At 43.8% G+C, this 26,062-nt stretch carries 21 protein-coding genes; 16 read left to right on the plus strand and 5 right to left on the minus strand.

From position 1 onward, the window contains the following. Window positions 1-38: 38 nt before the first annotated feature. From pyrB to pyrE, 7 genes are all read left to right on the plus strand, one after another. Window positions 39-1,028 (plus strand): aspartate carbamoyltransferase, encoded by a 990-nt coding sequence (gene pyrB / locus EJ419_RS01200; protein ID WP_131283100.1) that lies wholly within the window; start codon window positions 39-41, stop codon window positions 1,026-1,028. Continuing rightward, on the plus strand, window positions 1,028-1,459 hold the full coding sequence (locus EJ419_RS01205; RefSeq protein ID WP_131283101.1) for an aspartate carbamoyltransferase regulatory subunit: 432 nt from the start codon (window positions 1,028-1,030) through the stop codon (window positions 1,457-1,459). The genes pyrB and EJ419_RS01205 overlap by 1 nt, the downstream gene beginning before the upstream one ends. 106 nt (window positions 1,460-1,565) lie before the next feature. After that, on the plus strand, window positions 1,566-2,945 hold the full coding sequence (locus tag EJ419_RS01210; RefSeq protein WP_131283102.1) for a dihydroorotase: 1,380 nt from the start codon (window positions 1,566-1,568) through the stop codon (window positions 2,943-2,945). A gap of 11 nt (window positions 2,946-2,956) precedes the next feature. Next, window positions 2,957-3,892: an orotidine-5'-phosphate decarboxylase gene (pyrF, locus tag EJ419_RS01215; RefSeq protein WP_131283103.1), complete on the plus strand. Its 936-nt coding sequence runs from the start codon at window positions 2,957-2,959 to the stop codon at window positions 3,890-3,892. Window positions 3,893-3,905: 13 nt separating this feature from the next. Continuing rightward, the gene (locus tag EJ419_RS01220; protein WP_240680294.1) at window positions 3,906-4,739 is read left to right on the plus strand and encodes a dihydroorotate dehydrogenase electron transfer subunit; all 834 of its coding nucleotides are present in this window, start codon (window positions 3,906-3,908) and stop codon (window positions 4,737-4,739) included. After that, a complete protein-coding gene (locus EJ419_RS01225) occupies window positions 4,739-5,680 on the plus strand; it encodes a dihydroorotate dehydrogenase (protein WP_131283104.1) in 942 nt (313 codons plus the stop codon). Before EJ419_RS01220 ends, EJ419_RS01225 begins: the two co-directional genes overlap by 1 nt. A 36-nt stretch (window positions 5,681-5,716) precedes the next feature. Continuing rightward, the gene (pyrE, locus tag EJ419_RS01230) at window positions 5,717-6,403 is read left to right on the plus strand and encodes an orotate phosphoribosyltransferase (protein ID WP_131283105.1); all 687 of its coding nucleotides are present in this window, start codon (window positions 5,717-5,719) and stop codon (window positions 6,401-6,403) included. Window positions 6,404-6,467: 64 nt separating this feature from the next. Here pyrE and EJ419_RS01235 read toward each other — a convergent pair whose 3' ends face one another. Further along, on the minus strand, window positions 6,468-7,007 hold the full coding sequence (locus EJ419_RS01235) for a hypothetical protein (protein ID WP_131283106.1): 540 nt from the start codon (window positions 7,005-7,007) through the stop codon (window positions 6,468-6,470). Window positions 7,008-7,256: 249 nt separating this feature from the next. On the opposite strand from EJ419_RS01235, the gene EJ419_RS01240 reads away from it, so the two are divergent. Then, window positions 7,257-7,793, plus strand: coding sequence for a hypothetical protein (locus tag EJ419_RS01240; protein WP_131283107.1), 537 nt, complete (start codon window positions 7,257-7,259; stop codon window positions 7,791-7,793). An 81-nt stretch (window positions 7,794-7,874) separates the two neighbouring features. Here EJ419_RS01240 and EJ419_RS01245 read toward each other — a convergent pair whose 3' ends face one another. Beyond that, on the minus strand, window positions 7,875-8,801 hold the full coding sequence (locus tag EJ419_RS01245) for a LysR family transcriptional regulator (protein WP_131283108.1): 927 nt from the start codon (window positions 8,799-8,801) through the stop codon (window positions 7,875-7,877). A 58-nt stretch (window positions 8,802-8,859) separates the two neighbouring features. Further along, window positions 8,860-10,461, minus strand: coding sequence for an ABC-F family ATP-binding cassette domain-containing protein (locus EJ419_RS01250; protein ID WP_131283109.1), 1,602 nt, complete (start codon window positions 10,459-10,461; stop codon window positions 8,860-8,862). Between the two features lie 221 nt (window positions 10,462-10,682). On the opposite strand from EJ419_RS01250, the gene uvrA reads away from it, so the two are divergent. The 8 genes from uvrA to secG all read left to right on the plus strand — a co-directional run bounded on the left by uvrA (window position 10,683) and on the right by secG (window position 22,094). Next, the gene (gene uvrA / locus EJ419_RS01255; RefSeq protein WP_131283224.1) at window positions 10,683-13,568 is read left to right on the plus strand and encodes an excinuclease ABC subunit UvrA; all 2,886 of its coding nucleotides are present in this window, start codon (window positions 10,683-10,685) and stop codon (window positions 13,566-13,568) included. Between the two features lie 171 nt (window positions 13,569-13,739). Further along, the gene (gene uvrC / locus EJ419_RS01260; protein ID WP_240680295.1) at window positions 13,740-16,424 is read left to right on the plus strand and encodes an excinuclease ABC subunit UvrC; all 2,685 of its coding nucleotides are present in this window, start codon (window positions 13,740-13,742) and stop codon (window positions 16,422-16,424) included. 175 nt (window positions 16,425-16,599) lie between these two features. Next, a complete protein-coding gene (locus EJ419_RS01265) occupies window positions 16,600-17,499 on the plus strand; it encodes a shikimate dehydrogenase family protein (protein ID WP_131283110.1) in 900 nt (299 codons plus the stop codon). 15 nt (window positions 17,500-17,514) lie between these two features. Further along, window positions 17,515-18,438, plus strand: a complete 924-nt coding sequence (gene rapZ, locus EJ419_RS01270; RefSeq protein WP_131283111.1) for an RNase adapter RapZ — start codon at window positions 17,515-17,517, stop codon at window positions 18,436-18,438. Window positions 18,439-18,574: 136 nt separating this feature from the next. Next, a complete protein-coding gene (whiA, locus tag EJ419_RS01275; protein WP_131283112.1) occupies window positions 18,575-19,534 on the plus strand; it encodes a DNA-binding protein WhiA in 960 nt (319 codons plus the stop codon). Window positions 19,535-19,567: 33 nt separating this feature from the next. Continuing rightward, entirely contained in the window at window positions 19,568-20,764 is a 1,197-nt protein-coding gene (locus tag EJ419_RS01280; protein ID WP_131283113.1) for a phosphoglycerate kinase, read from the plus strand. A 194-nt stretch (window positions 20,765-20,958) separates the two neighbouring features. After that, window positions 20,959-21,759 (plus strand): triose-phosphate isomerase, encoded by an 801-nt coding sequence (tpiA, locus tag EJ419_RS01285; RefSeq protein WP_131283114.1) that lies wholly within the window; start codon window positions 20,959-20,961, stop codon window positions 21,757-21,759. 83 nt (window positions 21,760-21,842) lie between these two features. Then, entirely contained in the window at window positions 21,843-22,094 is a 252-nt protein-coding gene (secG, locus tag EJ419_RS01290) for a preprotein translocase subunit SecG (RefSeq protein ID WP_131283226.1), read from the plus strand. 460 nt (window positions 22,095-22,554) lie between these two features. On the opposite strand, the gene tal is transcribed toward secG, so the two are convergent. Together tal and tkt are read right to left on the minus strand one after the other, a co-directional pair. Continuing rightward, window positions 22,555-23,664 (minus strand): transaldolase, encoded by a 1,110-nt coding sequence (gene tal / locus EJ419_RS01295; protein WP_131283115.1) that lies wholly within the window; start codon window positions 23,662-23,664, stop codon window positions 22,555-22,557. Window positions 23,665-23,732: 68 nt separating this feature from the next. Beyond that, complete coding sequence (gene tkt, locus EJ419_RS01300) at window positions 23,733-25,829, minus strand: transketolase (RefSeq protein ID WP_165496189.1); 2,097 nt, start codon at window positions 25,827-25,829, stop codon at window positions 23,733-23,735. Between the last annotated feature and the right edge of the window lie 233 nt (window positions 25,830-26,062).

A 26,062-nucleotide genomic window follows, 5' to 3' on the forward strand; every position in this document is an offset into this window, starting at 1 on the left:
AAAAAGCAGTGCCCTTCGTATATCGGAAAGGCGTGCCAATGTCTGCACAACTCAGTTCTTCCCTTAAAGGGATGAGCATCGTAACTCTCGATGATTTATCTGTTCCGCAACTTAACGATTTAATATTAAAAGCTCTTTATATTGATGGGCATAGAAAAGAAGTGGCACATACATGCGATGGTCGTGTATTGGCCACTTTATTTTATGAGCCATCAACGCGAACTCGTTTGAGCTTTGAAACGGCGATGCTTCGATTAGGTGGTCAGGTTATCGGCTTCGCAGGTGCAAGCCAGTCCTCAGCTGCTAAAGGCGAAACTATTGCTGATACGCTTAAAACGGTTTCTAATTATGTCGATGTTGTCGCTATGCGCCACCCTAAGGAGGGTGCTGCATTGGTCGCCTCTCAGGCGGTAGACACTCCTGTGATTAACGCTGGTGACGGTGGGCATATGCATCCAACACAAACATTGGCAGATATTTCAACAATTTTCAATCGCTTCGGACGATTGGATAATCTCACTGTCGGTTTGTGCGGCGATCTTACTTTTGGTCGCACAGTTCATTCATTGATTGAAACATTGTGCCGTTTTGGAAATATTAACTTTGTACTCATCTCACCAGATGAATTGCGTACACCTCAGTACGTTCTTGATCGTATTAACGATACGCCATCATGCTCATATGTTGAAGTTCGAGATATGACCGAGGTTATCGGCGACTTAGACGTACTGTATATGACTCGCGTACAGCAGGAACGCTTCTTTAACGAAGATGATTACTTGCGCTTACGTGACACATATATTCTTGACATGGAAAAACTATCTGCTGGTAAGGAAAGCCTTGCAGTTCTTCATCCATTGCCACGTGTAAACGAAATCGCTGTGGATGTTGACGATGATCCACGTGCAGCATACTTTGAACAAGTTAAAAATGGCATGCTTATGCGTATGGCTTTGCAATGCTCTGTTATTGGCGATGAATTGCCAGGATATGATGCAGATAAGATGGAAGAAGAGGTGAACAACTAATGCAAGTTACAAGTATTACTCACGGTATTATTATCGACCACGTACCAGCTGGACGCGCACTGAAAGTTCTCGACTTCCTTGGAATAGATCCACGAAAGACACGCCTTGCTTTGATTATGAATGCTGAAAGCCAAAGCTTTGGTTCAAAAGATATCATTAAGATTGAAGGCGATGTCGTAGTAGATCTTAATATTCTGGCATTAGTTGCACCAAGCGCAACTGTTAATATCGTTCGCGACAGCGTCATCGTTTCTAAGGAAAAGCCAACGCTACCTCTTCACGTTACTAATGTGATTAAGTGTTCAAATCCTCGTTGCGTAACTTCAACAGAACGTGGCATTAAGCAACAATTCCATCTTGTGCGTGGACATGAAGATGCTCGAGGAATGCAATATCGTTGTGATTACTGCGATGAAGGAGCAAAGCTGTAATTGATATTTTTGAAAATTTCGAAAGTATCAATTATGTAAATATATAAATTAAAGTCTGCCGATACGTGCGCTGGCATACCACTGGCATAATTATGGGAGAGATTCTATGACAGTAGTTTTGAATGATATTCGTATTTGGGATACACAAGAACATATTACGGTTCGTATTCCAGACGGAAATGAGGATGAACTTATTTTAGATGCCAGCGCATGGCAGATTGCTCCGGGATTTGCTGACCCACACGTTCATTTCCGCGATCCTGGTCAGACTGATAAAGAAACTATGGAAAGCGGCGCATTAGCTGCAGCTCATGGCGGATATACAAATGTTCTTATTATGCCTAATACTATTCCGGCATTAGATGGTATTAGTTATGATGGTGTAAACGCCCTTGAAGAATTAGAAAACCGACACAATCTTCCTGTTCGTTATGCGTTGTGTGCATCGGCATCGAAAGAACGTAATGGTGAAAAGCCAAGCGAATATGATGATTGGAAGGACGCTCTTCGAGGAGGAGCCGCTGGGTATAAACATCCCGTAATTGCGGTATCTGATGATGGCTCGGCAGTGACAAATTCTACGCTTGATACTGTTGTTCGCAATTGCATTCAAGCAAACATTCCTTTCATCGATCATTGCGAACATCATACAACTGGTGTAATGAATGAAGGTGCCATCTCCCGAAAACTTTGCCTTCCAGGAATTCCTGCCGAAACTGAACTTAATATTGTTGAACGCGATATCCAAAAATGCCGTGCTACAGGTGTTCATTTACATCTGCAGCATGTTTCTACTGCAGCAGCTTTCGAAGCGGTGCGTCAGGCAAAGAGTGAAGGAATTAACATTACATGTGAAACGGCACCTCACTATCTTGCCTTGGATGATAGCGCTGTAGAAGAATATGGCACGTATGCAAAGATGAATCCTCCTTTGCGCTCAGCTGCGGATAGGCTTGCAACACTTGAAGCAGTGTGTGATGGGACAGTGGACCTCATTGCTACTGATCATGCTCCGCATACAGTGGAAGAAAAAGCAGCTGGCTCTCTTGATGCAATGATGAGTGCTCCCAATGGAATCATTGGTTTGGAGACTGCGTATCCTGTACTTAGACATGTACTTGTAGAAACTGGATATATTGATGATGCGCGACTTATCGAGCTCTTATCGGTGGAACCTAATCGTCTAATGGGTGCACAAAGTTTCGATATCGCTGATTTTGCACATTCTCATGATGGAATTATCGATTTTGATTCGGCCGATATTCATATGATGAAGACTCCTGAATTATCACAAACAGATATAGAGGGGGAGCATCCGGATGTCGTTATCTTAGCTCCTGATGAGTCTTGGACTATTGATTCATCTGAATTTGCATCTCAAGCCCGAAATACACCTTTTAATGGCTGGGATGTGCGCGGACGAGTTGTAGCAACAATTTGCAATGGTGAACTCACATATTCGCGCTTTGATAGCTATAGTGATTAAGGAAATTTTTCATGCGACAACTCATTGAAGCAATTACCCGTACCTCAAATCCAAGTGTTGTAGGACTTGATCCTAAGCCATCACTTCTTCCAAAAATTCTTCTTCGCAATGCGAAGAGCCCGCAGGATGTAGCCCAAGCGTATTTTTCTTTTAACACGGCGATTATTGATGCAGTCTACGATATCGTTCCTGCTGTGAAGCCGCAGATCGCGATGTATGAGTCATGGGGCGAAGCTGGTATTAATGCTTATACTCGAACGAATGAGTATGCGCGTTCACGTGGGCTTTATGTGCTGGGCGATATCAAGCGCGGAGATATAGGGAGCACCGCTCAAGCGTATGCGTCGCATCTCAATGGAACACCGAAAATTGAAGGTATGGAACCTGTAGATGTGTGGCATGAAGATGCTGTTACCGTTAATCCTTATCTTGGAATTGATGGCATTGAGCCTTTCATTGAAGCCGCACAAGAATGTGATAAAGATATTTTTGTGCTTGCTAAGACGAGCAATCCAAGCTCAGCAGACTTACAAGATCTCACTATCGCTAACACGAACTTGACGCTTTCCGAACATGTAGCTCTCTTACTCGAACAATGGGGAGAGACAACTCGAGACTCTCAGTATGGATACTCTCGAGTTGGCGCGGTTGTGGGAGCAACGCATCCAGTTATCGGAGCCAAATTACGTGAACTCATGCCACATACTTTCTTTCTCGTTCCGGGATATGGTGCGCAAGGAGGAACAGCTCGCGATTTACGCGGTCTATTTGACAGTAATGGTATGGGTGCACTCGTAAATTCATCCCGTGGAATTATAGCTGCATGGCAAAAAGCTGAGGATATTCCTGAATTTAGCAGTACCGAGCAAGCATTAGATTTTGTTGCACATTATGCGCGTGAAGCAGCGCTCGCTATGAAAAACGATATTACCAATGCCTTGTCTTAATTCAAGGAGAATAATGCAATCCGAAACGATGAATACGACTTTTATAAAGACGAATCCAGAAGGTAAAAACTACCGACCATCAAGACGAACAGTCGAAATTGTAGGACATGAGCTCTTAACACAGGATATCGTACGGTTAACTATTAGCGATGAGTACACCGCACAACAAGGTCAAGCAGGGCAATTCGTAAATCTCTACAGCAAAAATCCTTTGCAAATGTCACCTCGCCCGTTTGGTATTAGCGAAATTCACGGCGACAAAGTTAGCTTTATTTTCGCTGTAGTAGGACGTGGTACTGCAGAATTTCGAGATATGAGTGTGGGCGATAGAATTGATATCCTCGGTCCACTTGGAAAACCGTTCGATGTAAGCAAGACCGGCAGATATTTATTAGTTGCTGGTGGACTTGGCATTCCTCCAATTTTGCATGCCGCTCAGAAACTTTCTCAGCGAGATGACGCGCAAGTAACCACAATGTTTGGATATCGAAATGAACATTTTGCCGATTCTTATGTAGATCAGTATTGTGATGATACAAGAAGTATTGATAACGCGCAGGGTAATGTTATCGATTTATTAAATACTTGGATACAAGAGAACGACGTAAAAGATCTCAAGAGTAGAGCAGAAGATATTCATATCCTGACATGCGGTCCTGAGCCAATGATGAAAGCTGTGGCTGCATGGGCATGTGAACATAATATCGATACGCAATTAAGTCTCGAAGAGCGTATGGGCTGCGGATACGGAACTTGCGTAGTATGCATTACGCCAACAATTCACGGTAATCAGAAGGTATGCATTGAGGGGCCGGTATTTACTCGCGAAGAATTGGGGTGGAAATAGTGTTTGATGCAACGCAAGAATACACGTTTACGCATGGAACGGTAGTTGCCGGAGTTCAATGGAAAAGTCCGATTGGTACGGCAGCTGGTACCTATAATCTTGATGCCTGCTCGGTTTATTACAATCCTGCGGCCCTTGGGTCAGTATGTACTAAAGGTGTCTCACCTGTGCCATGGGAGGGCAACCCTGCTCCACGTACTGCGGAAACGCCTGCTGGGACGGTTAATTCCGTAGGCTTGCAAAATCCTGGAGTAGACCATTATCTAGAAGATGATCTTCCTCGTCTTAAAGCTATGGGGACTACAGTTATATCGAATGTTGCCGGACATAGTGCTGAAGACTTTGCATATGTAGTAGAAAAGCTCGCGAAGACAAATGTAGATATGCTTGAAATTAATGTGAGCTGTCCAAATGTTAAAGCGGGAACATCGTTTGCGAAAGACCCAGTGGCACTCGCGAGTCTTGTCCGTCAGCTTCGACCATTGACTGATAAGCCGATGATTTTTAAACTTTCGCCAAATGTCAGTGATATAGTTCCCGTTGCTCAAGCAGTAGTAGAATCTGGAGCAGATGCTGTTTCATTAATTAATACATTCGTAGGCATGCGAATCGATACTCGAACAGGTAAACCGATTCTTGCCAATGTAACGGGCGGCGTATCAGGACCAGCTATTCATCCTATGGCAGTTGGTATGGTCTATAAGATTCGTCAAGCTTTCCACGATTTCCCAATTATTGCAATGGGCGGAACCTCTAGCGGGGAAGATGCATTGGAGTTTCTTTATGCTGGTGCAAATGCTGTAGAAGTGGGATCTGCGGCTCTTGTCGATCCTGCTGCTCCCGTGCGTATTGCATGTGAACTGGAAAGTTTACTTGATGAGCGTCCTGAATTAAGTGAAGCCCTTTCCGTAGGCAAAAATTGGATTAATCGTAACGAATAATAAACGAGAATTTTGTATCAACTAAGGAGTTCTACGATGTCTTTAACCCATGATTTTACAAAGTTTCTACTTGAGTGTGAAGCATTAAAATTTGGTAGCTTCACATTGAAATCGGGTCGTCAATCACCATACTTCATTAATGCAGGCTCATTTAATGATGGCACTCGCATATCTGCTCTTGGAAAGTTCTACGCTCATACTATTGTTGCTGCTCAAGAAGTCGGTAAGTTAGGGGACTTCGATACAGTTTTTGGACCTGCATATAAGGGGATTCCACTTGCTGTTACTACTTCAATGGCCTTAAGTGAAGAATCTGGCGTACCGATGGGGTATACCTTTGACCGTAAAGAGGTGAAGGACCACGGCGACGGTGGCATGTTCGTTGGCACTCAACTACGTGATGGAATGAAAGTTTTGCTCGTTGATGATGTTATGACAGCTGGGACTGCTGTTCGAGAAGTTGTTCCTAAGCTAAAGGCTGCTGCGGACGTAGAAATTGTCGGTCTTGTGCTTTCCGTCGATCGCATGGAGAAAACGAAAGACTCTGATAAGTCAGCGGTACAAGCTGTGGAAGAAGAATTTGGCTTCCCTGTGCTTTCAATCGCGAATATACACGATATCATCGAGGCCGCTCGTGAACTAAGAAACGATGATGGTAGTGCTCTCATAGATGAGGAACGGAACGCGCATATCGAAGAATATTTTGCGAAGTACGGTGCATAAATAACTTCAGTATTATATCTAACTTTTGTGTGGTGAATATATTAATTTATATTCACCACTTGGTTTATATGGCACCATTTTCTGTGTATATGTATTTCCAAGTCTTGTTTTTCCCTTGTGAAACTAATGCGTAGTATCGCTTTCTCGATGAAGAACTTATACCGGTTGATGGTGAAGGAGAATAACGTTCGAATATAGAAATTGCTGCTATATTCTTGTCACCATATTGGTTAGCAGCTTTAGCTAGCTGATAGGTGTTTTCGTCGATATGCTCAATTTGAGCAGTTCTTCTGTAATAGGCTATGTCACTTTGAGCTATGCTAGCGCTAAAGGATATGTCTACTTCAAAGTCTTGAGGTTGAAAACCGCTATGATAAGGATCTCTTATTTCGGGTAAGGCATTGATTTGTTCACGAGTAAAATGCGATGATTCAGAAATGGATACATGAATCTCTGGTTTGGGAAAGGATAATTCATAGGGGAAAAATAGACGTGCCAGAAGAAATAGCAAGTATATACATATACAGACAAGAACGCTAACGAAGATTTTCCTCGTTACGTTTAGCCAAGAACTCACTTTTAATGAAAAGTAATGGTTGCTCATAACAGTCCTCAACACTTTCGTTGTGCTAATAGCTAGTATGGTACAGCATGGGGGGGGAGTAACACTCATATATGTGGTAGCGATAAATAGCTTCTATGAATAGTATGAAAACGTGGGAAATAGAAGACTATACATGCTTTATGCATCAATGATCATGAGAAAACTACTTTGTTTATAGGCTTAACTAGAGTAGTTTAAACGAATATTCAAAGGAAACATGAGTTTTTCTATCGAGAGAAGCGAACAATTATGACAGACAATATAGTAGGGATTCTGGTAGTTATTTTCATTGTTATCGATTTAGCAGTATCTGTTCCTTGGTTTATTATCATGCTAAATCGAACTAAGAAAAATAAGAAAATACTTGATGCATCTCGTGATGAAAAAGCAATTGTGAAGGTTTTAAATCCTGAGGGGTTGAGAATAAACGATTTAATCTTTCGAAAGTACCCATATACTTTGGAAGTGGCCGATAATCAATCAGCGCAGGATAATTCTAACTCGGTTCTTACTGTTGCCCTGGATGAAGGAACATACTCAATAGTTGGGAATTTTACAACCCAAAAACAAGACGATTCTGAGACGCCAGTTCGGGTCCTTGGTATGGGGATTGAATGTTCATTAGAAAAGGGGCACGAATATTGGACTGAATTATATCTTGAATCCACAACAGAACGTCGCAAGAGGCATAACGATACTCGCGAAGTCATCGGCGTCGACGAGCTATCTTTCGAAATGAACGACAAGAACCTAACAGCTTATCTTATTATGTACAAGGAGAAATAATTCCTCATTTATGTGGTCTAATAGGTTTTATGTGATTTGGGGTATCTCATAGAGATACCCCAAATCACATTCATAACGATACTAAGCCTCAATCGTCGTATATCCGTGTTTAATAACGACTTCTTTCAGCTTCTCTAAGTAAGTTTGTGCAGCATGTGAAAGATTAGCACGTTCATTCGTAATCCAGCCGACGAGCATTTTCTCATCGGTATCGAGTGGGACGGTAACAATTTTTTCAGTGTTCAAATCTTCGTTGTCGATTCCTGAAGAAATTGTATAACCATTTAATCCAACGATGAAATTCAAATTAGTAGCACGGTCAGTTACATTAATTTGTTTGGAAGCATACTGTGGCCACATAGCTTCCTCAGCAAAGTAGAAGCTTCCTTCTTCACCCTGCTCGAATTGGATGAATGGGTATGGTTCCAAATCCTTCATGGTCAGACGTTCACGGGATGCAAGAGGATTTTCACGGGAAATAAAGACATGCAAGTTAGCGTTGAAAAGTGGGTGGAATTCCAAGTGCTTTTCTCGCAGAAGTTTATTGATAACGTTTCGATTGAAATCTGAAGTATAGATAATACCAATCTCTGAACGCATGTTTGCGACAGATTCAATGATTTCGCGAGTACGATCTTCTCGAATCGAGAATTCATATTCATCTGAATCAGCGGAATTAATCATCTCGACAAAAGCTTCTACAGCAAACATATAATGCTGAGTAGATACCTGGCACAACTGCTTGCGTGGCTTTGTATGCTTATATCGCTGAGTCATAAGCTCAGTTTGATCGAGAATCTGACGAGCGTACTGTAAGAATTCCACGCCGTCAACGGTCAATGCAATACCTTGAGAAGAGCGAGTAAAAATTTCAATGCCCATCTCTTTTTCGAGATCTTTAACAGCAGAGCTTAAGGCTGGTTGTGAAATATACAATGCGTGAGATGCTTCATTCATCGATCCGCATTCGACGATTTTAACAATATATTGAAGCTGTAAAAGAGTCATAAGTAAAGGATACCAACCATTTCTTACAAGTAATCGCTATGATTATTTCAGTATGGTGTTACTCCAACGCTACCAAATCCAAATACGAGTCATTCCACAAATCTTCATCACCATCAGGAAGAAGTAAAACTCGTTCAGGATTTAGCGCTTGGACTGCACCCTCATCGTGTGTAACAAGTACGATTGCGCCTTCGTATTTAGAAATTGCATTAAGAATTTCGTCACGCGACGCTGGATCGAGATTATTCGTAGGCTCATCAAGCAAAAGCACATTTGCCTTAGAAGATACAAGAGTTGCGAGCGCGAGTCTTGTCTTTTCGCCACCTGAAAGAACACGCGTAGGCTTATATACATCGTCGCCAGAGAATAAGAAGCTGCCTAAAATTGTGCGAATCTGAGTATCATCCAGTTCAGGAGCTACGTGCTGCATGTTTTCCAAAAGCGTCGCATCGTTGTCAAGAGTGTCATGCTCTTGAGCAAAATATCCGACTTTCGCACCATGCCCAAAAATGACTTCACCAGTATCTGGCTGATCCTGACCAGCGAGAATACGCAGGGTAGTAGTTTTACCAGCGCCGTTATATCCGAGAATTACCACGCGCGAGCCTTTATCCACAGCAAGATTAATCCCAGCAAAAACGATGTTAGAACCGAATGCTTTAGAAATATCCGTAGCTTGAATAGGAGTTCTACCACATGGAGCAGGAGTTGGGAAACGCAAATCCGCAACTTTTTCTTTCTTCTGCATCGGTTCGGTAGATTCCAAGAGCTTTTCTGCACGACGAATCATGTTTTGAGCTGCAACTGCTTTGGTAGCCTTAGCATGAAGACGAATACCTTGCTGCATTAATCTCTCAGCCTTCTTTTGAGCTACTTCGCGCTCGCGACGACGACGTTCTTCATCTACTGCTCTCTGCTTAAGATATGCTGCCCATCCAAGAGAGTACATATCAATTTGTGTACGTTGTGCATCCAAATGCCATACCTTATTAACAGTTTCACCGAGAAGTTCGGTGGAGTGGGATATCACAAGGAATCCACCTGCATAGCTTTTAAGATATTTCTTAAGCCATTCAATAGAGTCAGCATCAAGGTGGTTAGTAGGCTCATCAAGAATGAGTGTATCTGCATCTGAGAAGAGAATGCGTGCTAATTCAATTCGACGACGCTGCCCACCTGAAAGTGTGCCAAGCTGACGTGGAAGAACTTCCTGATCAATGCCTAAGCTTTCTGCCATAACGGTTGCATCTGATTGCGCTGAGTATCCATCGGCATTTTCAAAATCCTGCATAGCCTTGTCATAGCGGCGCATCGCTTTTTCCATGATGTCAGGATCTGGATTAGTCATATCGCGCTCAGCTTTACGGATACGACTGACGATGGCAGCAATGTCACGTGCGGACATAATACGGTCTAAAGCTGTTTGCTCGGGGTCTGCCGCATGAGTGTCCTGAGGAAGATAGCCTAGCTTGCCCGAATAGCTAACTTTTCCAGCAGATGGAAGCATATCCCCAGTAATAACACGTGTAAGAGTTGTCTTACCTGCACCATTACGACCAACCAAACCAATACGATCGCCCGCGGATACGTGAAAATCTGTAGGGGCAAGAAGCTGTCTTGCTCCAATACGAATTTCTAAGCCCTGTGCTGAAATTGCCATAAAACCTCACTTAAAACTGATTCGATAGTAATAGAAACACACGAAAATGGTTAATCATTGTGAAATCTTTCATGAGAAATACTATTTCTACGCTATTCGAAAATTTGTTCGAATAGATTGATACGATAGATTTTATAAAAATGAGCATGTAAAGAAGGAATACCGTGGGAAAGACGACTGAAACCGATACTAAACGTGCGACGCTCACAGGGAAGAATGCAATGCAAGACACTATTATTGAAGATCTTCATGATTTGCCTCTTGATCATAAAATAGTTATTCAAGGTGCACGTGAGCATAATCTAAAGAATGTTGATTTAGAAATCCCACGCAACAAAATGGTCGTCTTTACTGGATTATCAGGTTCAGGAAAATCGTCCCTAGCTTTCGACACTCTTTTTGCTGAAGGTCAGCGTCGATATGTGGAATCATTGTCTGCTTATGCACGCCAATTCCTTGGACAGATGGATAAGCCCGATGTCGATATGATTGATGGACTGAGTCCAGCCGTATCCATTGACCAGAAGACCACTAATCGTAATCCACGTTCTACAGTAGGAACTATTACAGAGGTTTATGATTATCTACGTTTACTCTTCGCTCGAACTGGCATTCCACATTGTCCAGTGTGCGGTGAGCTCATTTCTGAACAGACTCCACAGCAGATAGTGGACTCTTTAATGAGCCGTCCAGAGGGCACGCGTTTTCAGCTTCTAGCCCCTGTAGTTAAGGGACGCAAAGGCGAGTTTGTTGAGCTCATTGAGACATTGAGATCAGATGGTTATGCTCGCGCAATTATCGATGGTAAATTACAACAGCTCAATTCAGAAATCAGCCTGAAGAAGCAAAACAAACATACTATTGAAGTAGTTATTGATCGTCTTGCGGTAAAAGAGGGGATGCGCCAGCGATTAACGGATTCAGTAGAAACTGCTTTACGTCTCGCTCATGGAGTAGTTATCGCTGATTTTGTTGATTTGGATGAGAAGGATCCGGATAGACGTAAGCCATTTTCTGAGAATAGAAGCTGCCCAAATTCGCATGAGCTTGAGTTGGATGAAATTGAACCACGTACGTTCTCATTTAACGCTCCGTACGGGGCATGCCCAGAGTGTACAGGAATCGGTTTTAAGCTTGAAATCGACCCTGAACTCATAGTCCCAGACCCTTCAAAATCACTTCGCGAAGGAGCAATAGAGCCGTGGAATGGTTCCAAAACTCAAACACAGTATTATCAGCATTTGCTTGAAGGACTCTCTGACGAACTCGGCTTTAGCATGGATACTCCGTGGGAGAAACTTGATAAAGATGTTCGTCATGCGGTCATGTATGGTCACGATTTCAAAGTCAAAGTAAGCTATCGAAATCGGTGGGGTCGCATGCGAGAGTATACCTCTGGCTTCGAGGGAGTCGTAAGAGCTCTCATGCGACGTCATGATGAGACTGATTCCGAAGCCATGAAGCAATATTACGAAGCATACATGCGCGAAGTCCCATGCCAAGTATGCCAAGGACGACGACTTAAGCCAGAAGTTCTAGCTGTGACCGTCGGTGATGAATCCATCATCGATGTGTGTGATATGCCAATCGTGCGCTCGCTTGCATGGGTAAAAAATCTTAAACTTGAAGGATCAGCAGCGCAAATTGCTACAGAAATTCTCAAAGAAATTCGTGCGCGCTTAGGCTTCCTTAACGATGTGGGCTTGTCTTATCTTACGCTATCTCGAGCAGCAGCAACACTTTCCGGTGGGGAAGCACAGCGCATTCGATTAGCAACTCAAATTGGTTCAGGTCTTGTTGGTGTAATGTACGTTCTAGACGAACCGTCTATCGGTTTACACCAGCGCGATAATGAAAGACTCATTGGTACACTTCATAATCTACGTGATTTAGGCAACACCTTGATTGTTGTCGAACATGATGAAGATACAATCAAGACAGCTGACTGGCTTGTAGACATTGGTCCAGGAGCAGGCGAACACGGTGGAGAAATTATATTCTCTGGTCATGCGGACCGAATTACTCAAGCTCAGCGTTCCATTACAGGTGCTTATATCAGCGGGAAACGTAAGATCGCTGTCCCAACTAAACGTAGGCGCGTGTACAAGACGAAGAACCTTGAAGTCATTGGCGCTCGGGAGAATAACCTCAAGAATATCAACGTCAAGTTCCCGCTCGGTGTGCTCACAGCGGTCACAGGCGTCTCGGGCTCAGGAAAATCGACTCTCGTCAACTCCATCCTCTACCCAGTGCTAGCAGATAAGCTCAACGGCGCTCGAATCGTTCCGGGTAAGCATACCCGTGTCGAGGGAGTGGATCAGGTTAAAAAGGTGATTCATGTCGATCAGAATCCTATCGGCCGTACACCACGATCCAATCCTGCAACATATACAGGTGTGTGGGATAAGATTCGTACTCTTTTGGCAAAAACTCCAGAAGCACAGGTTCGCGGATACGGTCCTGGCCGATTCTCCTTTAATGTCAAGGGTGGAAGGTGTGAAGCCTGCCATGGTGATGGAACAATTAAGATTGAGATGAACTTCTTACCTGACGTTTATGTTGATTGTGAAGTGTGTCATGGAAAACGATACAACCGCGAAACTCTTGAAGTGAAGTATAACGGCAAATCAGTGGCGGATATCTTGAACATGCCTATTGAAGAAGCAGCACGTTTTTTCAAATCCTATCCGTCAATTTCTCGCTATTTGCAAACTCTAGTAGATGTGGGTCTTGGATATATTCGTTTGGGACAGCCAGCACCTACACTATCCGGTGGTGAAAGTCAGCGTGTCAAGCTTGCTACAGAGTTACAGAAGCGCTCAGATGGTAAAACCGTTTACATCTTGGATGAGCCAACAACAGGTCTTCACTTTGAAGATGTGAACAAACTCATGACTGTACTTCAAGGATTAGTAGACAAGGGTAATACGGTAATTGTCATCGAGCATAATCTTGACGTAGTGAAGTGCGCTGATTGGATTATCGATATGGGTCCTGAAGGAGGAGACGGTGGCGGTACAGTCGTCGTAGAAGGTACACCAGAGTCAGTGGCAGCAGACTCCGACAGTTGGACTGGAAAATTCTTGCGACCGATGCTGACACGGTAAAAGACACGCGCATGATGTACGACTTCGCGTAAACCTATCTGTCTTCACGTGCTCGAATCAACTTAAACACGTGCTCGGATTTACGCGAAGTACTTTACGTGCAGAACGAAACAACACGTTATAGGTAATTGGTAATTGATGATTTGTAAGGGGTGAGTGCTGGTGAGTTCGATGATTGAAAAACATTCGCCGAATCAATGGCGAAAGACTGCTCGAAAAATGGTAGAAGACTATCATTCTTCTGCAGAAAATGAGATTAATAGCTTAGATTCGACTTCGCAGCATTTGACTGCACAGCGTTCATTTTCACAGCAATCACCTTCAACGCATACACCTATAAAAAATCCGCATTTAACAGAAACGGACGATTCTTTAGATAGTATGCCGCTTAGTAATGGATATATCTCGAATAATAAGAGTGATAATCAGACTACTAGCTTCATTCGTACAGAGGAATCAAGTACTAAAGCGGTTAATGTAAACGGCGCTCCTTTACTAGGAGATAGTAGAGATCTCTTCCGCCCTAAAACATCAGATATTCCAACCAATCCTGGAGTTTACAAATGGCGAGATGGGGAAGGGCGTGTTATTTACGTTGGTAAGGCTAAGAACCTACGTAATAGACTTACTAATTATTTTCAACCATTAGAGCGCTTACATCCGCGAACTCAAAATATGGTCCTGACTGCACGAAGTCTTGAATGGACTGTAGTTGGTACCGAACTAGAATCATTGACTCTAGAATACACATGGATTAAAGAATTTGATCCACGATTCAATGTAGTTTTCCGAGATGATAAGACTTACCCATATGTTGCTATTTCGGTCAAAGAAGAAATCCCACGCGTATGGGTAACTCGCAACAAAAATAATCGTAAAGCTCGCTATTTCGGACCGTACGCCAAAGTATGGAATATGCGTCAAACATTGGATTCCATGTTACGTGCATATCCTGTACGTACCTGCAGCCCATCAGTTTTAAAGAAGGCACAGGAGACGAATAGACCATGCTTGCTCGGCCATATCGGTAAATGCGCAGCTCCATGCGTGGGGCGTATTTCTGTTGAAGAACACCGAAAGATGAGTGAACAACTGGTTGCAATTCTTACAGGACGGCTTGGCTCATCATTTCGTAAACAGCTCGAAGAGCAAATGAAACAGGCTAGTTCTGATCTTGAATTTGAGCAAGCGGCTAAATTGCGCGACCGTATACAAGCTCTAGATTCCGTACTTGAACAAAATGCTGTCGTTTTCTCAACGGATGTTGACGCAGATATTATCGGAATTGAAACTGATGAACTTGAAGCGAGCGTCCATACTTTCTTTGTACGCGCTGGAACTATACGTGGTGAAAGAGGATGGTCAGTTGAACGAGTAGAAGATATTTCTGACGCTGAATTACTTGCTGACCTCATTACACAGGTATATTCCGCAGCTATTGAAGAAAATGCAACCGAAGACGATACAGTAGTTTCGTCAGATTTAACAAATACACAAGCTGTGAACATTACAGAAGATACGTCAGAAAGCAGTTCTCCGCGCCAAAACAAAGAAATCGATGACGGCATTTATGAGGAACAGAGCAAAACTGCTGATACCAGCAGAGAAACTGCTCGTGCAACGGTAGGCTTTACCGATGAAAGCACCATAACTTCTGGCTCTTCTTCCATCTCCGTCTCACAAAGTCGAAATGCATTAGCGCCGACTCAGCAAGTCACAGCACGAGATTCTGTGAGCAGAGCTCAGGCAACGCGCTCTCGACATGAACGTGAGGATACTACAGGCAGAAATGATCTTCTTTCTCCTATATCGCCTATTCCTCGTGAAATTATCGTACCTTTTGCTCCCGCCCGCCAAAATGAACTCGAACGATGGCTTTCCGATATTCGCGGATCTATAGTCACGATTCGAGTTGCAGAGAGGGGAGAGAAGCGAACTCTGCTCGAGCGAGCGCTTGCGAATGCGAAGCAAAGCCTTCAGCGCTCTAAGCTTAGTCGTGTTACTGATTTAGCCGCACGATCTCAAGCCTTGAATGATATTGCAGATGCTTTGATGCTTGATAAAGCTCCTCTTCGTATCGAGTGTTACGATATTTCAAATGCTACCGGCGGATCATACCAAGTCGCGTCCATGGTTGTATTTGAAGATGGAATCGCAAAGAAGAATTTTTATCGTCATTTTGCTATTCGCGGCGATGACGGCAAAGGTGCAATTGATGATACTTCTGCGATTTACGAGACTCTTACTCGGCGCTTTAAGCATGGCAATGTTTCTGGAGATACAGGTGACAGTATCGAGGATGAGGAACGCCTGAAAAATGTAGGCGATACAGTCTTGTCTCAGAATGCGCAAGAAATCGTACAACAAGATACCAATCGGCGTCGGTTCGCGTATAAGCCAAATCTGATAGTTGTAGATGGTGGACAGCCACAAGTTAAAGCAGCACAAAGAGCACTTGAAGATAGTGGTGTAACAGATGTTGCTGTATGCGGATTAGCGAAGAAGCTTGAAGAAGTGTGGGTTCCTGATGATGATTATCCTATAATTCTCAAGCGTCAGTCTGAAGGTATGTATTTACTACAACGAGTACGTGACGAGTCACACCGCTTTGCAATTACGTATCATCGTAAAGTCAGACGTAAAGGAGCACTACGTTCTGCACTTGATGAGATTCCAGGAATTGGCCCGAATTTCCAAAAGAAACTCTTGAACCATTTCGGGTCTGTGCGTGCTATGCGTGAAGCAAGCTACGAAGATTTCTTAGAAGTATCAGGAATTGGCGAATCCAAGGCAAAGATACTCTTTGAAAGCTTGCACAACCAACCTCAAAAGGATACAAAATCGGATAGTAACTAATAAACTGTACTTATTGGCTACGCCCCTCACCATGCTGCCTAGAGTTTCACACATCAAAAAGTGATTCAGGATAATGAGACAGTAGTGTGAATACCTCTAAGAAATGGTATCCTTACTTGGTAAGCATATTGAATAGAATGCAAACAGAAGACTACAGTAAAGATAAGCTAGAAATATGACTAATCATCATGCAGCAGTATTAGGTTACCCTATTGGGCATTCACTTTCACCTGTGCTCCATAACGCAGCTTACGAAGCACTAGGCTTAAGAAATTGGTCTTATGATAAGATTTCTGTCACCGAAAATGAACTGCACGGTTTTTTTGAAAGTCTTGATAATTCCTGGGCGGGCGTGAGTATGACTATGCCACTCAAACAGGAGGCTCTGAGCTTTGGAGATATGGGTGACCTTCATGTTCAACATTTAGGTGTAGCAAATACAGCTGTATTTGATTGGAATATGAAGAATGGTTCTCATAAGAACATGCCACATATAACGTTGTATAACACCGATGTTGATGGCATATCAATGACATTTGCTGATGAATTCAGACTCGTTGATCTTACTCATAAACGTGTATTAATTCTTGGATCAGGTTCTACTGCAATGTCTGCGCTTGAGGCATGTATCGAAATGAACGCGACTCACATTACTCTGTGCGCGCGTGATATTAATCGAGCGCAAGAGAAGGTCAATACCATCATCTCCATGTATCCTCAAGAAATAAGTGTAAGCATTCGACCGTGGGAATATGCATCTCAAGAGTGCGTTGCAGCAAATGTAATTATCTCCGCAGTCACCGCTCACGCTACTGATGATATCGCGAAAGAATTAATTTGGCTGCCGTATAGGCGTATTTTTAATAAAACGTATCTGCTTGACGTTATCTATGATCCGCGGCCTACAGCACTTATGACAGTTATTTCGGCTGACGGGGGACACGTACGTGGCGGAGAACATATGCTATTGAGACAGGCAGTGGCTCAAGTCGCATATATGACTCATACAACTGTTCAAGATGTGATGAATATCGCGTTTACAGCGATGAAAAAAGCTCTTTTTGAGAAGCTCTAGAGATAAGCTATAACTATGGAAAAAATCGATGCCATTGCTCATACAAGTGGTAATGAAGGTAACCGTACCGAGGATTTTGAAGTTCTTCTGATTACGGGAATGTCTGGAGCAGGTCGTTCGCGTGCTGCGGACAGTATCGAAGATATCGGATGGTATGTTGTTGATAATTTGCCTCCAAAACTACTCATTCCGCTTGTTGATATGATGACATCCTCAGGGTCAAAAGTTCATAAACTCGCTGCTGTGATTGATGTACGTTCACGATCATATTTTGACGATCTATCGCAAGTTTTAGCACATCTTGATGATTTGGGTGTGAAAACGCGAATCATTTTTCTTGATGCTAGCGATGATGTTCTTGTCAAACGCTATGAATCAGTTCGTCGTCCGCATCCTTTACAAAATGGTCGCCGTTTAATTGATGGTATTACGGAAGAGCGTGAACTTCTTAAAATTTTGAAGGATCGTGCCGATGTCATTATTGACACTTCGCGAACGAGTATTCATCAATTATCAACGCAATTATATGAATCACTTGTAGGAACTGGTCCGACTACCGTAAACGTCCACATTTTTAGTTTTGGGTTCAAACACGGCGTACCATCGGATGCTGATTTTGTGCTTGATGTGCGCTTTTTACCAAATCCGTATTGGGTTGCCGAGCTCAGAAATCTCACTGGTCTAGATAAAGCGGTGAGTGAATATGTGCTTAATAGTAGCGGAGCGCGCGAGTTTCTTGATGCATATGAAAAAGCGTTAACAATTGCTATTGAAGGATATGCTCGCGAAGATAAACACTTTGTAACAATTGCAGTTGGTTGTACCGGAGGACAGCATCGATCAGTTGCGATGAGCCATGAACTTGCGCGAAGGCTGAAATCTCATAATCTGACTGTTACGGTATCAGCTCGCGAATTAGAACGAATGACTCACAATTAAGACATTTACGTGGATTATTTTACGTGGATTATTATGTAAAATTTTAGCTGATGGAATTATTCTTTCACTCTATCCACGGCTATCGTTAGACTAAAAACTCGGATATTCTGCTTTCACAGCTTCAAAAGGAGGCGCCGTGTCACTGCTCGACGAGGTCAAAAACGAACTCGTATCTATTACTGATGACTCTTCACTTGCTAAGCAAGCTCAGGTTTCTACTATGCTTCGCTTTGGTGGAGGGATTCAGGTAGTCAAGAACATTCCGATTGTTTTTGGACAGTTCACTAGTAAATCAGCGGCGCAATGGCTCCAATCAACGATTCACGAGCTGTGGGGGTATGACGCTGAATTGCGTCAAGCATCGTCATCATTGCCTTCAGGTGAATCGGTAGAATATTTCTTGGTTGCTGTCACTCGTGATGGTAAACGTTTAGCTTTGCAGACGGGGCTTCTTGATCAGCGTTCACGCGAAGTACCAGGTATCGCACCTGCACATGTACAGGGAAATATCGCACAGGTTAAAGCTGCTTGGCGCGGAGCCTTCTTAGCTAAAGGTCGCCTAAGCAATCCAGGAAAATCAAGTCTTATGGAGATTGTGTGCCCTAGTGTAGAAGCTGTAAACGATTTAATTCTTGCAGCACGCCGTCTTGGTATTACAGCTAAGCCACACCGCGTCAATAGTTCTGTCCGAGTTCGACTAACCGACCCTGATGTTATCGAACGTATGCTTATACTCATGGGTGCTACGACGACTGCTCGTGAATGGAGCGGTAAGCGTGTAGAAGGCGAAACGCGTGGAAAAGCAAATCGTCTTGCTAATTTTGATGATGCGAATATGCGTCGTAGCGCTAAAGCAGCAGTAGAAGCGAGCCAAAAGGTACGTAAGGCATTTGAAATTTTGGGAGATGACATTCCAGAAAATCTTCGCGCGGCAGGTCAGCTTCGACTTGATCATGGTGATGCAAGCCTTGAAGAGCTTGGTCGTCTTGCCGATCCTCCAATTACAAAGGATGCAATCGCTGGCAGAATTCGACGTTTGCTGCAATTAGCAACAAAAGTTGAGAAACAGCGCGCGGCAGCTGCAGAAAAGAACTAAACTTCATAAGTGGTGGAAAAAGAAAGGAAGCTAATGAAGACTCTTAAAGATTTGGGAAATGTAAGCGGCAAGCGTGTGCTCGTCCGTGCTGATTTTAATGTCCCACTGGATGGAACTACAATCACCGACGATGGTCGTATCCGTGCAGCTTTACCTACAATTAATGCATTGCGTGAAGCAGGTGCCAAGGTGATTCTTATGGCTCATCTTGGTCGACCAAAGGGGCAGGTTGTACCAGAACTCAGCCTCGCACCAGTAGCTGCTCGTTTGAGTGAGCTTATCGATGCACCAGTAGTTTTGGCATCTGATACTTATGGCGAAGATGCACAAGCCAAGGTTGCTGCTATGAAGGACGGCGACGTAGTTCTTCTTGAAAACGTTCGCTTCAATCCAGAAGAGACATCTAAGGATGCTGAAGAACGTGCTGCTTATGCGAAGAAGATTGCTGCTCTTGGTGAAGCATTCGTGTCTGATGGTTTCGGTGTAGTTCACCGCGCACAGGGTTCAAACTATGATGTAGCAACTGACCTTCCAGCCGTAGCTGGTTTGCTCGTAGAGAAGGAAGTAACTGCACTCTCTAAGACAAATGATCCTGAGCGTCCATTGACAGTAGTTCTCGGTGGTTCTAAGGTTTCAGACAAGCTCGGAGTTATCGCTAATTTGCTCAACAAGGCAGATCGCCTCGTTATCGGTGGCGGTATGGTCTTTACCTTCCTCAAGGCTAAGGGTTATGAAGTAGGTAAGTCCTTGCTTGAAGAGGATCAGATTGAGACAGTAAAGGGATATCTCGCCACTGCAGAAGAAAAGGGCGTAGAAATCGTTTTGCCTGTTGATATTCTTGCAGCAGATACATTTGCTGCGGATAGCCCATATGAGGTTGTGCCTGCAGATGCAATTCCAGCTGATAAGATTGGTCTTGATATCGGTCCAGAATCTCAGAAGCTCTTCCACGATAAGATTGTCGATTCCAAGACGGTCGTATGGAATGGCCCTATGGGCGTATTTGAGTTTGAGAACTTCGCAGGTGGTACTCGTGCAGTAGCACAGGGCTTAATTGACGCTACAGCAGAAAATGGTGCATTCTCAATCGTCGGTGGTGGAGATTCTGCATCCGCAGTACGTAACCTCGGATTTGATGAGAGCAAGTTCTCTCACATCTCCACAGGTGGCGGTGCTTCTCTCGAATTCCTCGAAGGCAAGACACTTCCTGGCTTGAGCGTTCTCGACTAGGTTCACGGCGTAGTCTTTACTAAGGATTACTCGATTAAGATATTAATAATAGAAGGCAGTTTCTTTGTTCGCGCAAATCTTGTGCAGCGGGATAACTGCCTTCTTTCATGACTCCTCGGCAAGAGAATCATTGTATAACGGTATATATGTACTGTTAATCTTGGTTTTAGGAATAAAGAAATGAGTGGTGAACAATGTCGCAGCGAATGCCATTAGTGGTGGGTAATTGGAAGATGAATTTAAACCACCGAGAAGCTACTTACTTTTTACAGAAATTAGCATGGTTACTTCGTGATGCACATTTTGATTATAAAGAGTGCGAAATCGCAATCCTTCCACCATTTACCTCAATTCGAAGTGTACAAGTCCTTGTAGAGGCTGATAGGCTCAATATCAATTACGGTGCGCAAACAGTTTCTGTGACCGCTCAGGGGGCGTTTACAGGCGATGTGTCTGCAGATATGCTCTCATCGTTGGGATGTAAGTACGTTTTAGTTGGTCATTCAGAGCGACGTCGTTATTATGCAGACGACGATGCTAATCTAGTGGATCAGGTTCGTGCAGTATTAACGGCAGGCATGACTCCTATCTTGTGTGTAGGCGAAGGATATGAAGAACGTAGAGAGGGGATAGAGCTCGACTATGCTGTAGGGCAAGTCGATGATATTACCCGAGACATCTCTGAAGAAGATGCTCAAAAAATGATTATCGCTTATGAGCCAGTATGGGCAATTGGCACCGGGCTTGTTGCAACACCTCAGTCAGCCGAAGATGCTGCGCAAGCTATCCGAACGCACTTGACACGTGTTTATTCAAAGGAAACAGCTAATAAGGTCAGAATTCTCTATGGCGGATCTGTTACCGCCTCAAATGCTACATTACTGATGAATGAAGCACGAAATATGGATGGATTCCTCGTCGGAGGAGCTAGCCTCGAACCTGAAGAATTCGCTACCATTATTCGATTAGCAAGTAAAGCCGCTAAGAATAGATGACAAATTCGTGTCTAGAAAACTTTAACTTTTCGCTAGCTTAAGGTATTCTTTAAATAGCTTTTATGGGAGGTGTAATGAACTGGTTGTTCGTTCTCAAGGTAACGCTCGAAGTCTTCGTAGTACTTTTGAGCATCATGCTTACAGCTCTTATTCTTATGCATAAGGGTAAGGGTGGCGGTTTATCCGACATGTTTGGTGGCGGAATTTCTGCAAATGCTGGTACATCTGGTGTTGCAGAGCGAAATTTGAACCGCATCACGGTGGTAGTTGCATTGTTGTGGATTGCAATTATCATCGGTCTTGACTTCATGGTCAAGTATGGCTTAGGTGCATAAGGGCACCAATAAAAACTTTATATGAGAACTGCGGCTTAGCGCCTGATGCTAAGCCGCAGTTCTCATATAAGAAAAGAAATATAATAATTCGTGATATTAGTCTAATTATGGAAAAGTAAAAGTCACGATTAAAGCAATTGCCTAGATAAGAGTATAAGCATTCCTCAAGTTGACTTAGGAATTTTTCACGTATGATAGTTATCACTTTTATAAACGGGTATTTAAATTTTCTTTACCCGGCCGGAACCACGATAAGAGCGTTACTCGATATATTATTAGGTCTTTAATTAGGTCTTTTATTTCGATACGAAAACCTTGAGATTTTGCCCATTTTAAGGATAAAGTAAAGGTTGGCTATCTTCACGGGGAAGAAAAGCCAACCTTTACTTTATCCTGTTGTATTTTGCCTTATCTGAGTCGAGACTACGCAGACCTGACCACAAATAAAACGTGATACACGCTATGCATTCACGCGGTCGATACCAGCCTGAACATCAGCGATTACGGAATCCCAAGACTTGATGAATGCAGCAACACCGTCAGCCTCAAGCTTGTCAGTTACCTGCTTGATGTCGATGCCAAGCTCAGCAAGCTTGTTCATTACTGCGTGGGATTCTTCGTAGGTGCCCTTAATAGAAGGAGCGCCGTTACCCTGTTCTGCGAGAGCGTCAAGGGTCTTTTCAGGCATAGTGTTTACTACGTCTTCAGCTACGAGTTCGTCAACATACTTAGATGGGGAGTATGCTGGGTTCTTTGTACCTGTGGAAGCCCAGAGTGGACGCTGACGCTTTGCGCCTGCTGCTTCGAGCTCTGCCCATGCTGGATCATTTGCGAACTTGTTTTCGAAGAGTTCATATGCGATGCGTGCGTTTGCAACAGCAGCCTTACCTTCGAGAGCCTTAGCTTCTTCAGAGCCGTTCTCTTCGAGGAGCTTGTCTACTGCAGAATCAACGCGAGATACGAAGAAGGATGCAACAGAAGCAATCTTAGTCAAATCATGACCATTTGCATGTGCCTGCTTAATACCTTCGATATAAGCATCAATTACCTGCTCGTAACGCTCAATAGAGAAGATCAAGGTTACGTTTACAGAGATACCCTTAGCGAGAGTAGCAGTAATTGCTGGCAAACCTTCAAGAGTTGCAGGAATCTTAATCATTGCGTTTGGACGGTTTACCTTTTCCCACAATTCTATTGCCTGCTTTTCAGTGTTCTCAGTATCGTGTGCAAGACGAGGGTCAACTTCAATAGAAACGCGACCGTTAACGTAATCAGTAGCTTCTGCAATCTCGCGGAAGATATCTGTTGCATTACGTACATCGGTGGTAGTGAGCTCGCGGATAGCGGTCTCTACATCTACCTTGCCGAGCTCCTTAAGCTGTGCATCGTAAGGACCTACCTGGCTCAAAGCCTTCTGGAAGATAGATGGGTTAGTAGTAACACCTACAACGTTCTTGTGAGCGATGAGGTCCTGCAAAGAGCCAGACTCGATACGAGTACGGCTCAAATCGTCGAGCCAAATAGAAACGCCAGAGTCGCTGGTCTTCTGAGTGTGCACATTCTGTGTCATTATTTTCCCCTTTATTGTGGAGTTAATTAAAAGGGCGGCAGTACAAACTTACCGCCCTAAAACTTGAGTTAAGCGCGAGCTGCAGCGATAGAAGCCTTAGCTTCTTCAACTACGTGCTCAGGAGTGATTCCAAGAGCAACCATGTTCTCAGCGCCGCCGCCCTGAAGGCCGAAGGACTCAATAGAAACAGCCTTACCATAAGAACCAAGGTACTTGTACCAAGAAAGGGCAAGACCAGCTTCTACAGATACGCGAGCCTTAACAGCTGCTGGGAGTACAGATTCCTTGTACTCATCAGTCTGCTGCTCGAACCATTCCATAGATGGAACAGAAACAACGCGTGCCTTAATACCTTCAGATGCCAAAGTCTTAGCAGCTTCAACAGCATGCTGAACTTCCGAACCAGATCCCATAAGGATTACATCTGGTGTACCGTCGGTATCTACGAGAACGTAAGCACCACGCTTTACGCCATCCTTTGCCTTTTCAATTGTTTCAGCAAGGGTAGGAACGTTTTGACGAGTCAAAATCATTGCTACAGGTGCAGTGGATTCACGCTCAAAGTTGTAGCGGTATGCTTCAGCAGTTTCGAACTCATCTGCAGGTCGTACAACTTCCAAGTTAGGAATAGCACGCATAGAAGCAAGATTTTCTACAGGCTGGTGAGTAGGACCATCTTCACCTACAGCAACAGAATCATGAGTCCATACATAGAGGTTAGGAATATTCATCAAAGCTGCAAGACGAACGGTTGGGCGCTCATAGTCGGAGAACATAAAGAATGTTCCATTGAATGGGCGAGTATGAGAACCAAGGATAATACCGTTAGTGATAGCACCCATAGCAAGTTCGCGTACACCGAAGTGAAGGACGCGACCGCCTTCGGATACGTTTGGCCAAGTCTTGGTAGCAAACTCAGCAGGCAAGAAGGAAGGAGCTCCCTTAATAGTGGTGTTGTTTGATCCACCCAAATCAGCGGAGCCGCCCCAAAGTTCTGGCATTACAGCTGCAATTGCGTTAATTGCTGCACCAGATGCCTTACGTGTTGCAACTGAAGCACCAGCAGTAATACCTGCTTCGAGCTCATCAATTGCCTTATTAAAATCTGCTGGAAGATCGCCAGCAGCGAGACGATCGTAAAGCGCAGCCTTATCAGGGTTTGCAGCACGCCAAGCATTGAACTTTTCGTTCCACTCTTCGTGTGCCTGTGCACCACGATCAGCTACCTTACGAGCGTGAGCGAGAGCTTCGTCATCAGCTGGGAATGCAACTTCAGGATCGAAGCCAAGTACCTTCTTAAGCCCTGCAACTGCTTCAGAACCAAGCTTAGAACCGTGAGAAGATTCATCGTTGGTCTTGCCTGGAGTAGGCCAAGCAATCAAAGTGTCAACCTTGATAAAGTGAGGACGATCAGTTACCTGTTCAGCCTTGTGCAAAGCAGCAGCAAGAGCTTCAGTATCTTCCTTGTAAGAACCATCAGGCTGTACGAAGGAAACTTCGTCGGTGTACCAACCCTGAGCCTCAAAACGCTTCAAAATATCTTCAGAGAAGGTCAAGTTAGTGTCGCCTTCAATCTGAATGTGGTTAGCATCGAAAATAACTGTCAAGTTACCGAGCTTCTGACCACCAGCAATAGATGCTGCTTCAGCAGAGATGCCTTCCTCGACATCACCTTCACCGCAGATAACCCATACCTTATGGTCGAATGGAGAAGTACCTGCTGGAGCTTCTGCATCAAGAAGATTACGCTGATAGCGCTGACCCATAGCAAAACCAACTGCAGAAGCAAGACCCTGACCAAGAGGTCCTGTAGTCATCTCAATACCAGGAGTCAAGCCATACTCAGGGTGACCAGGAGTGCGAGTACCCATAGTACGGAACTTCTTCAAGTCATCAAGAGTCAAATCATAACCAGAGAAGTACAACTGTACATACTGGGTCAAAGAAGCGTGACCGCCAGAAAGGATGAAACGATCGCGACCTTCCCAGTTAGGATCCTTTGGATCATGCTTGATGAAATGCTGATAAAGAGTGTAAGCAATTGGAGCCAAGGACACAGGTGAACCTGGGTGACCAGAGCCTGCCTTCTCAACTGCATCTGCTGAAAGAACCTTAGCGAGCTTTACTGCACGCTCGTCAAGTTCAGTCCATGTGAAATCGGACATGTAGACCAACTTTCCTTCCATTAGGTAAAGTTGCTTCACGCTCAACATAGTGCGATTAGCAACCCGTTTACGCATTTCATAGTAATAAGGCATAAAGACCTTTGCTGGCTTATTTCAGCCATTCGGCGCGCATACCCTTCATATTTATTCCGACGATTATTATTCTGTATTACTTACTAATAGCTGCTTCGTCATATTCGAGATTTCTCAAGACTAGATATCAAAAAGATACT

It is taken from the genome of Alloscardovia theropitheci (assembly GCF_004332295.1).
Taxonomy (GTDB): Bacteria; Actinomycetota; Actinomycetes; order Actinomycetales; family Bifidobacteriaceae; genus Alloscardovia; species Alloscardovia theropitheci.

Bases quoted from the DNA above. Each gene is read 5' to 3' on its own strand.
- pyrB (WP_131283100.1), top strand. From the start codon at position 39: ATGTCTGCACAACTCAGTTCTTCCCTTAAAGGGATGAGCATCGTAACT.
- EJ419_RS01205 (WP_131283101.1), top strand. From the start codon at position 1,028: ATGCAAGTTACAAGTATTACTCACGGTATTATTATCGACCACGTACCA.
- EJ419_RS01210 (WP_131283102.1), top strand. From the start codon at position 1,566: ATGACAGTAGTTTTGAATGATATTCGTATTTGGGATACACAAGAACAT.
- pyrF (WP_131283103.1), top strand. From the start codon at position 2,957: ATGCGACAACTCATTGAAGCAATTACCCGTACCTCAAATCCAAGTGTT.
- EJ419_RS01220 (WP_240680294.1), top strand. From the start codon at position 3,906: ATGCAATCCGAAACGATGAATACGACTTTTATAAAGACGAATCCAGAA.
- pyrE (WP_131283105.1), top strand. From the start codon at position 5,717: ATGTCTTTAACCCATGATTTTACAAAGTTTCTACTTGAGTGTGAAGCA.
- EJ419_RS01235 (WP_131283106.1), bottom strand. From the start codon at position 7,007: ATGAGCAACCATTACTTTTCATTAAAAGTGAGTTCTTGGCTAAACGTA.
- EJ419_RS01240 (WP_131283107.1), top strand. From the start codon at position 7,257: ATGACAGACAATATAGTAGGGATTCTGGTAGTTATTTTCATTGTTATC.
- EJ419_RS01245 (WP_131283108.1), bottom strand. From the start codon at position 8,801: ATGACTCTTTTACAGCTTCAATATATTGTTAAAATCGTCGAATGCGGA.
- EJ419_RS01250 (WP_131283109.1), bottom strand. From the start codon at position 10,461: ATGGCAATTTCAGCACAGGGCTTAGAAATTCGTATTGGAGCAAGACAG.
- uvrA (WP_131283224.1), top strand. From the start codon at position 10,683: ATGCAAGACACTATTATTGAAGATCTTCATGATTTGCCTCTTGATCAT.
- uvrC (WP_240680295.1), top strand. From the start codon at position 13,740: ATGATTGAAAAACATTCGCCGAATCAATGGCGAAAGACTGCTCGAAAA.
- EJ419_RS01265 (WP_131283110.1), top strand. From the start codon at position 16,600: ATGACTAATCATCATGCAGCAGTATTAGGTTACCCTATTGGGCATTCA.
- rapZ (WP_131283111.1), top strand. From the start codon at position 17,515: ATGGAAAAAATCGATGCCATTGCTCATACAAGTGGTAATGAAGGTAAC.
- EJ419_RS01280 (WP_131283113.1), top strand. From the start codon at position 19,568: ATGAAGACTCTTAAAGATTTGGGAAATGTAAGCGGCAAGCGTGTGCTC.
- tpiA (WP_131283114.1), top strand. From the start codon at position 20,959: ATGTCGCAGCGAATGCCATTAGTGGTGGGTAATTGGAAGATGAATTTA.
- tal (WP_131283115.1), bottom strand. From the start codon at position 23,664: ATGACACAGAATGTGCACACTCAGAAGACCAGCGACTCTGGCGTTTCT.
- tkt (WP_165496189.1), bottom strand. From the start codon at position 25,829: ATGTCCGATTTCACATGGACTGAACTTGACGAGCGTGCAGTAAAGCTC.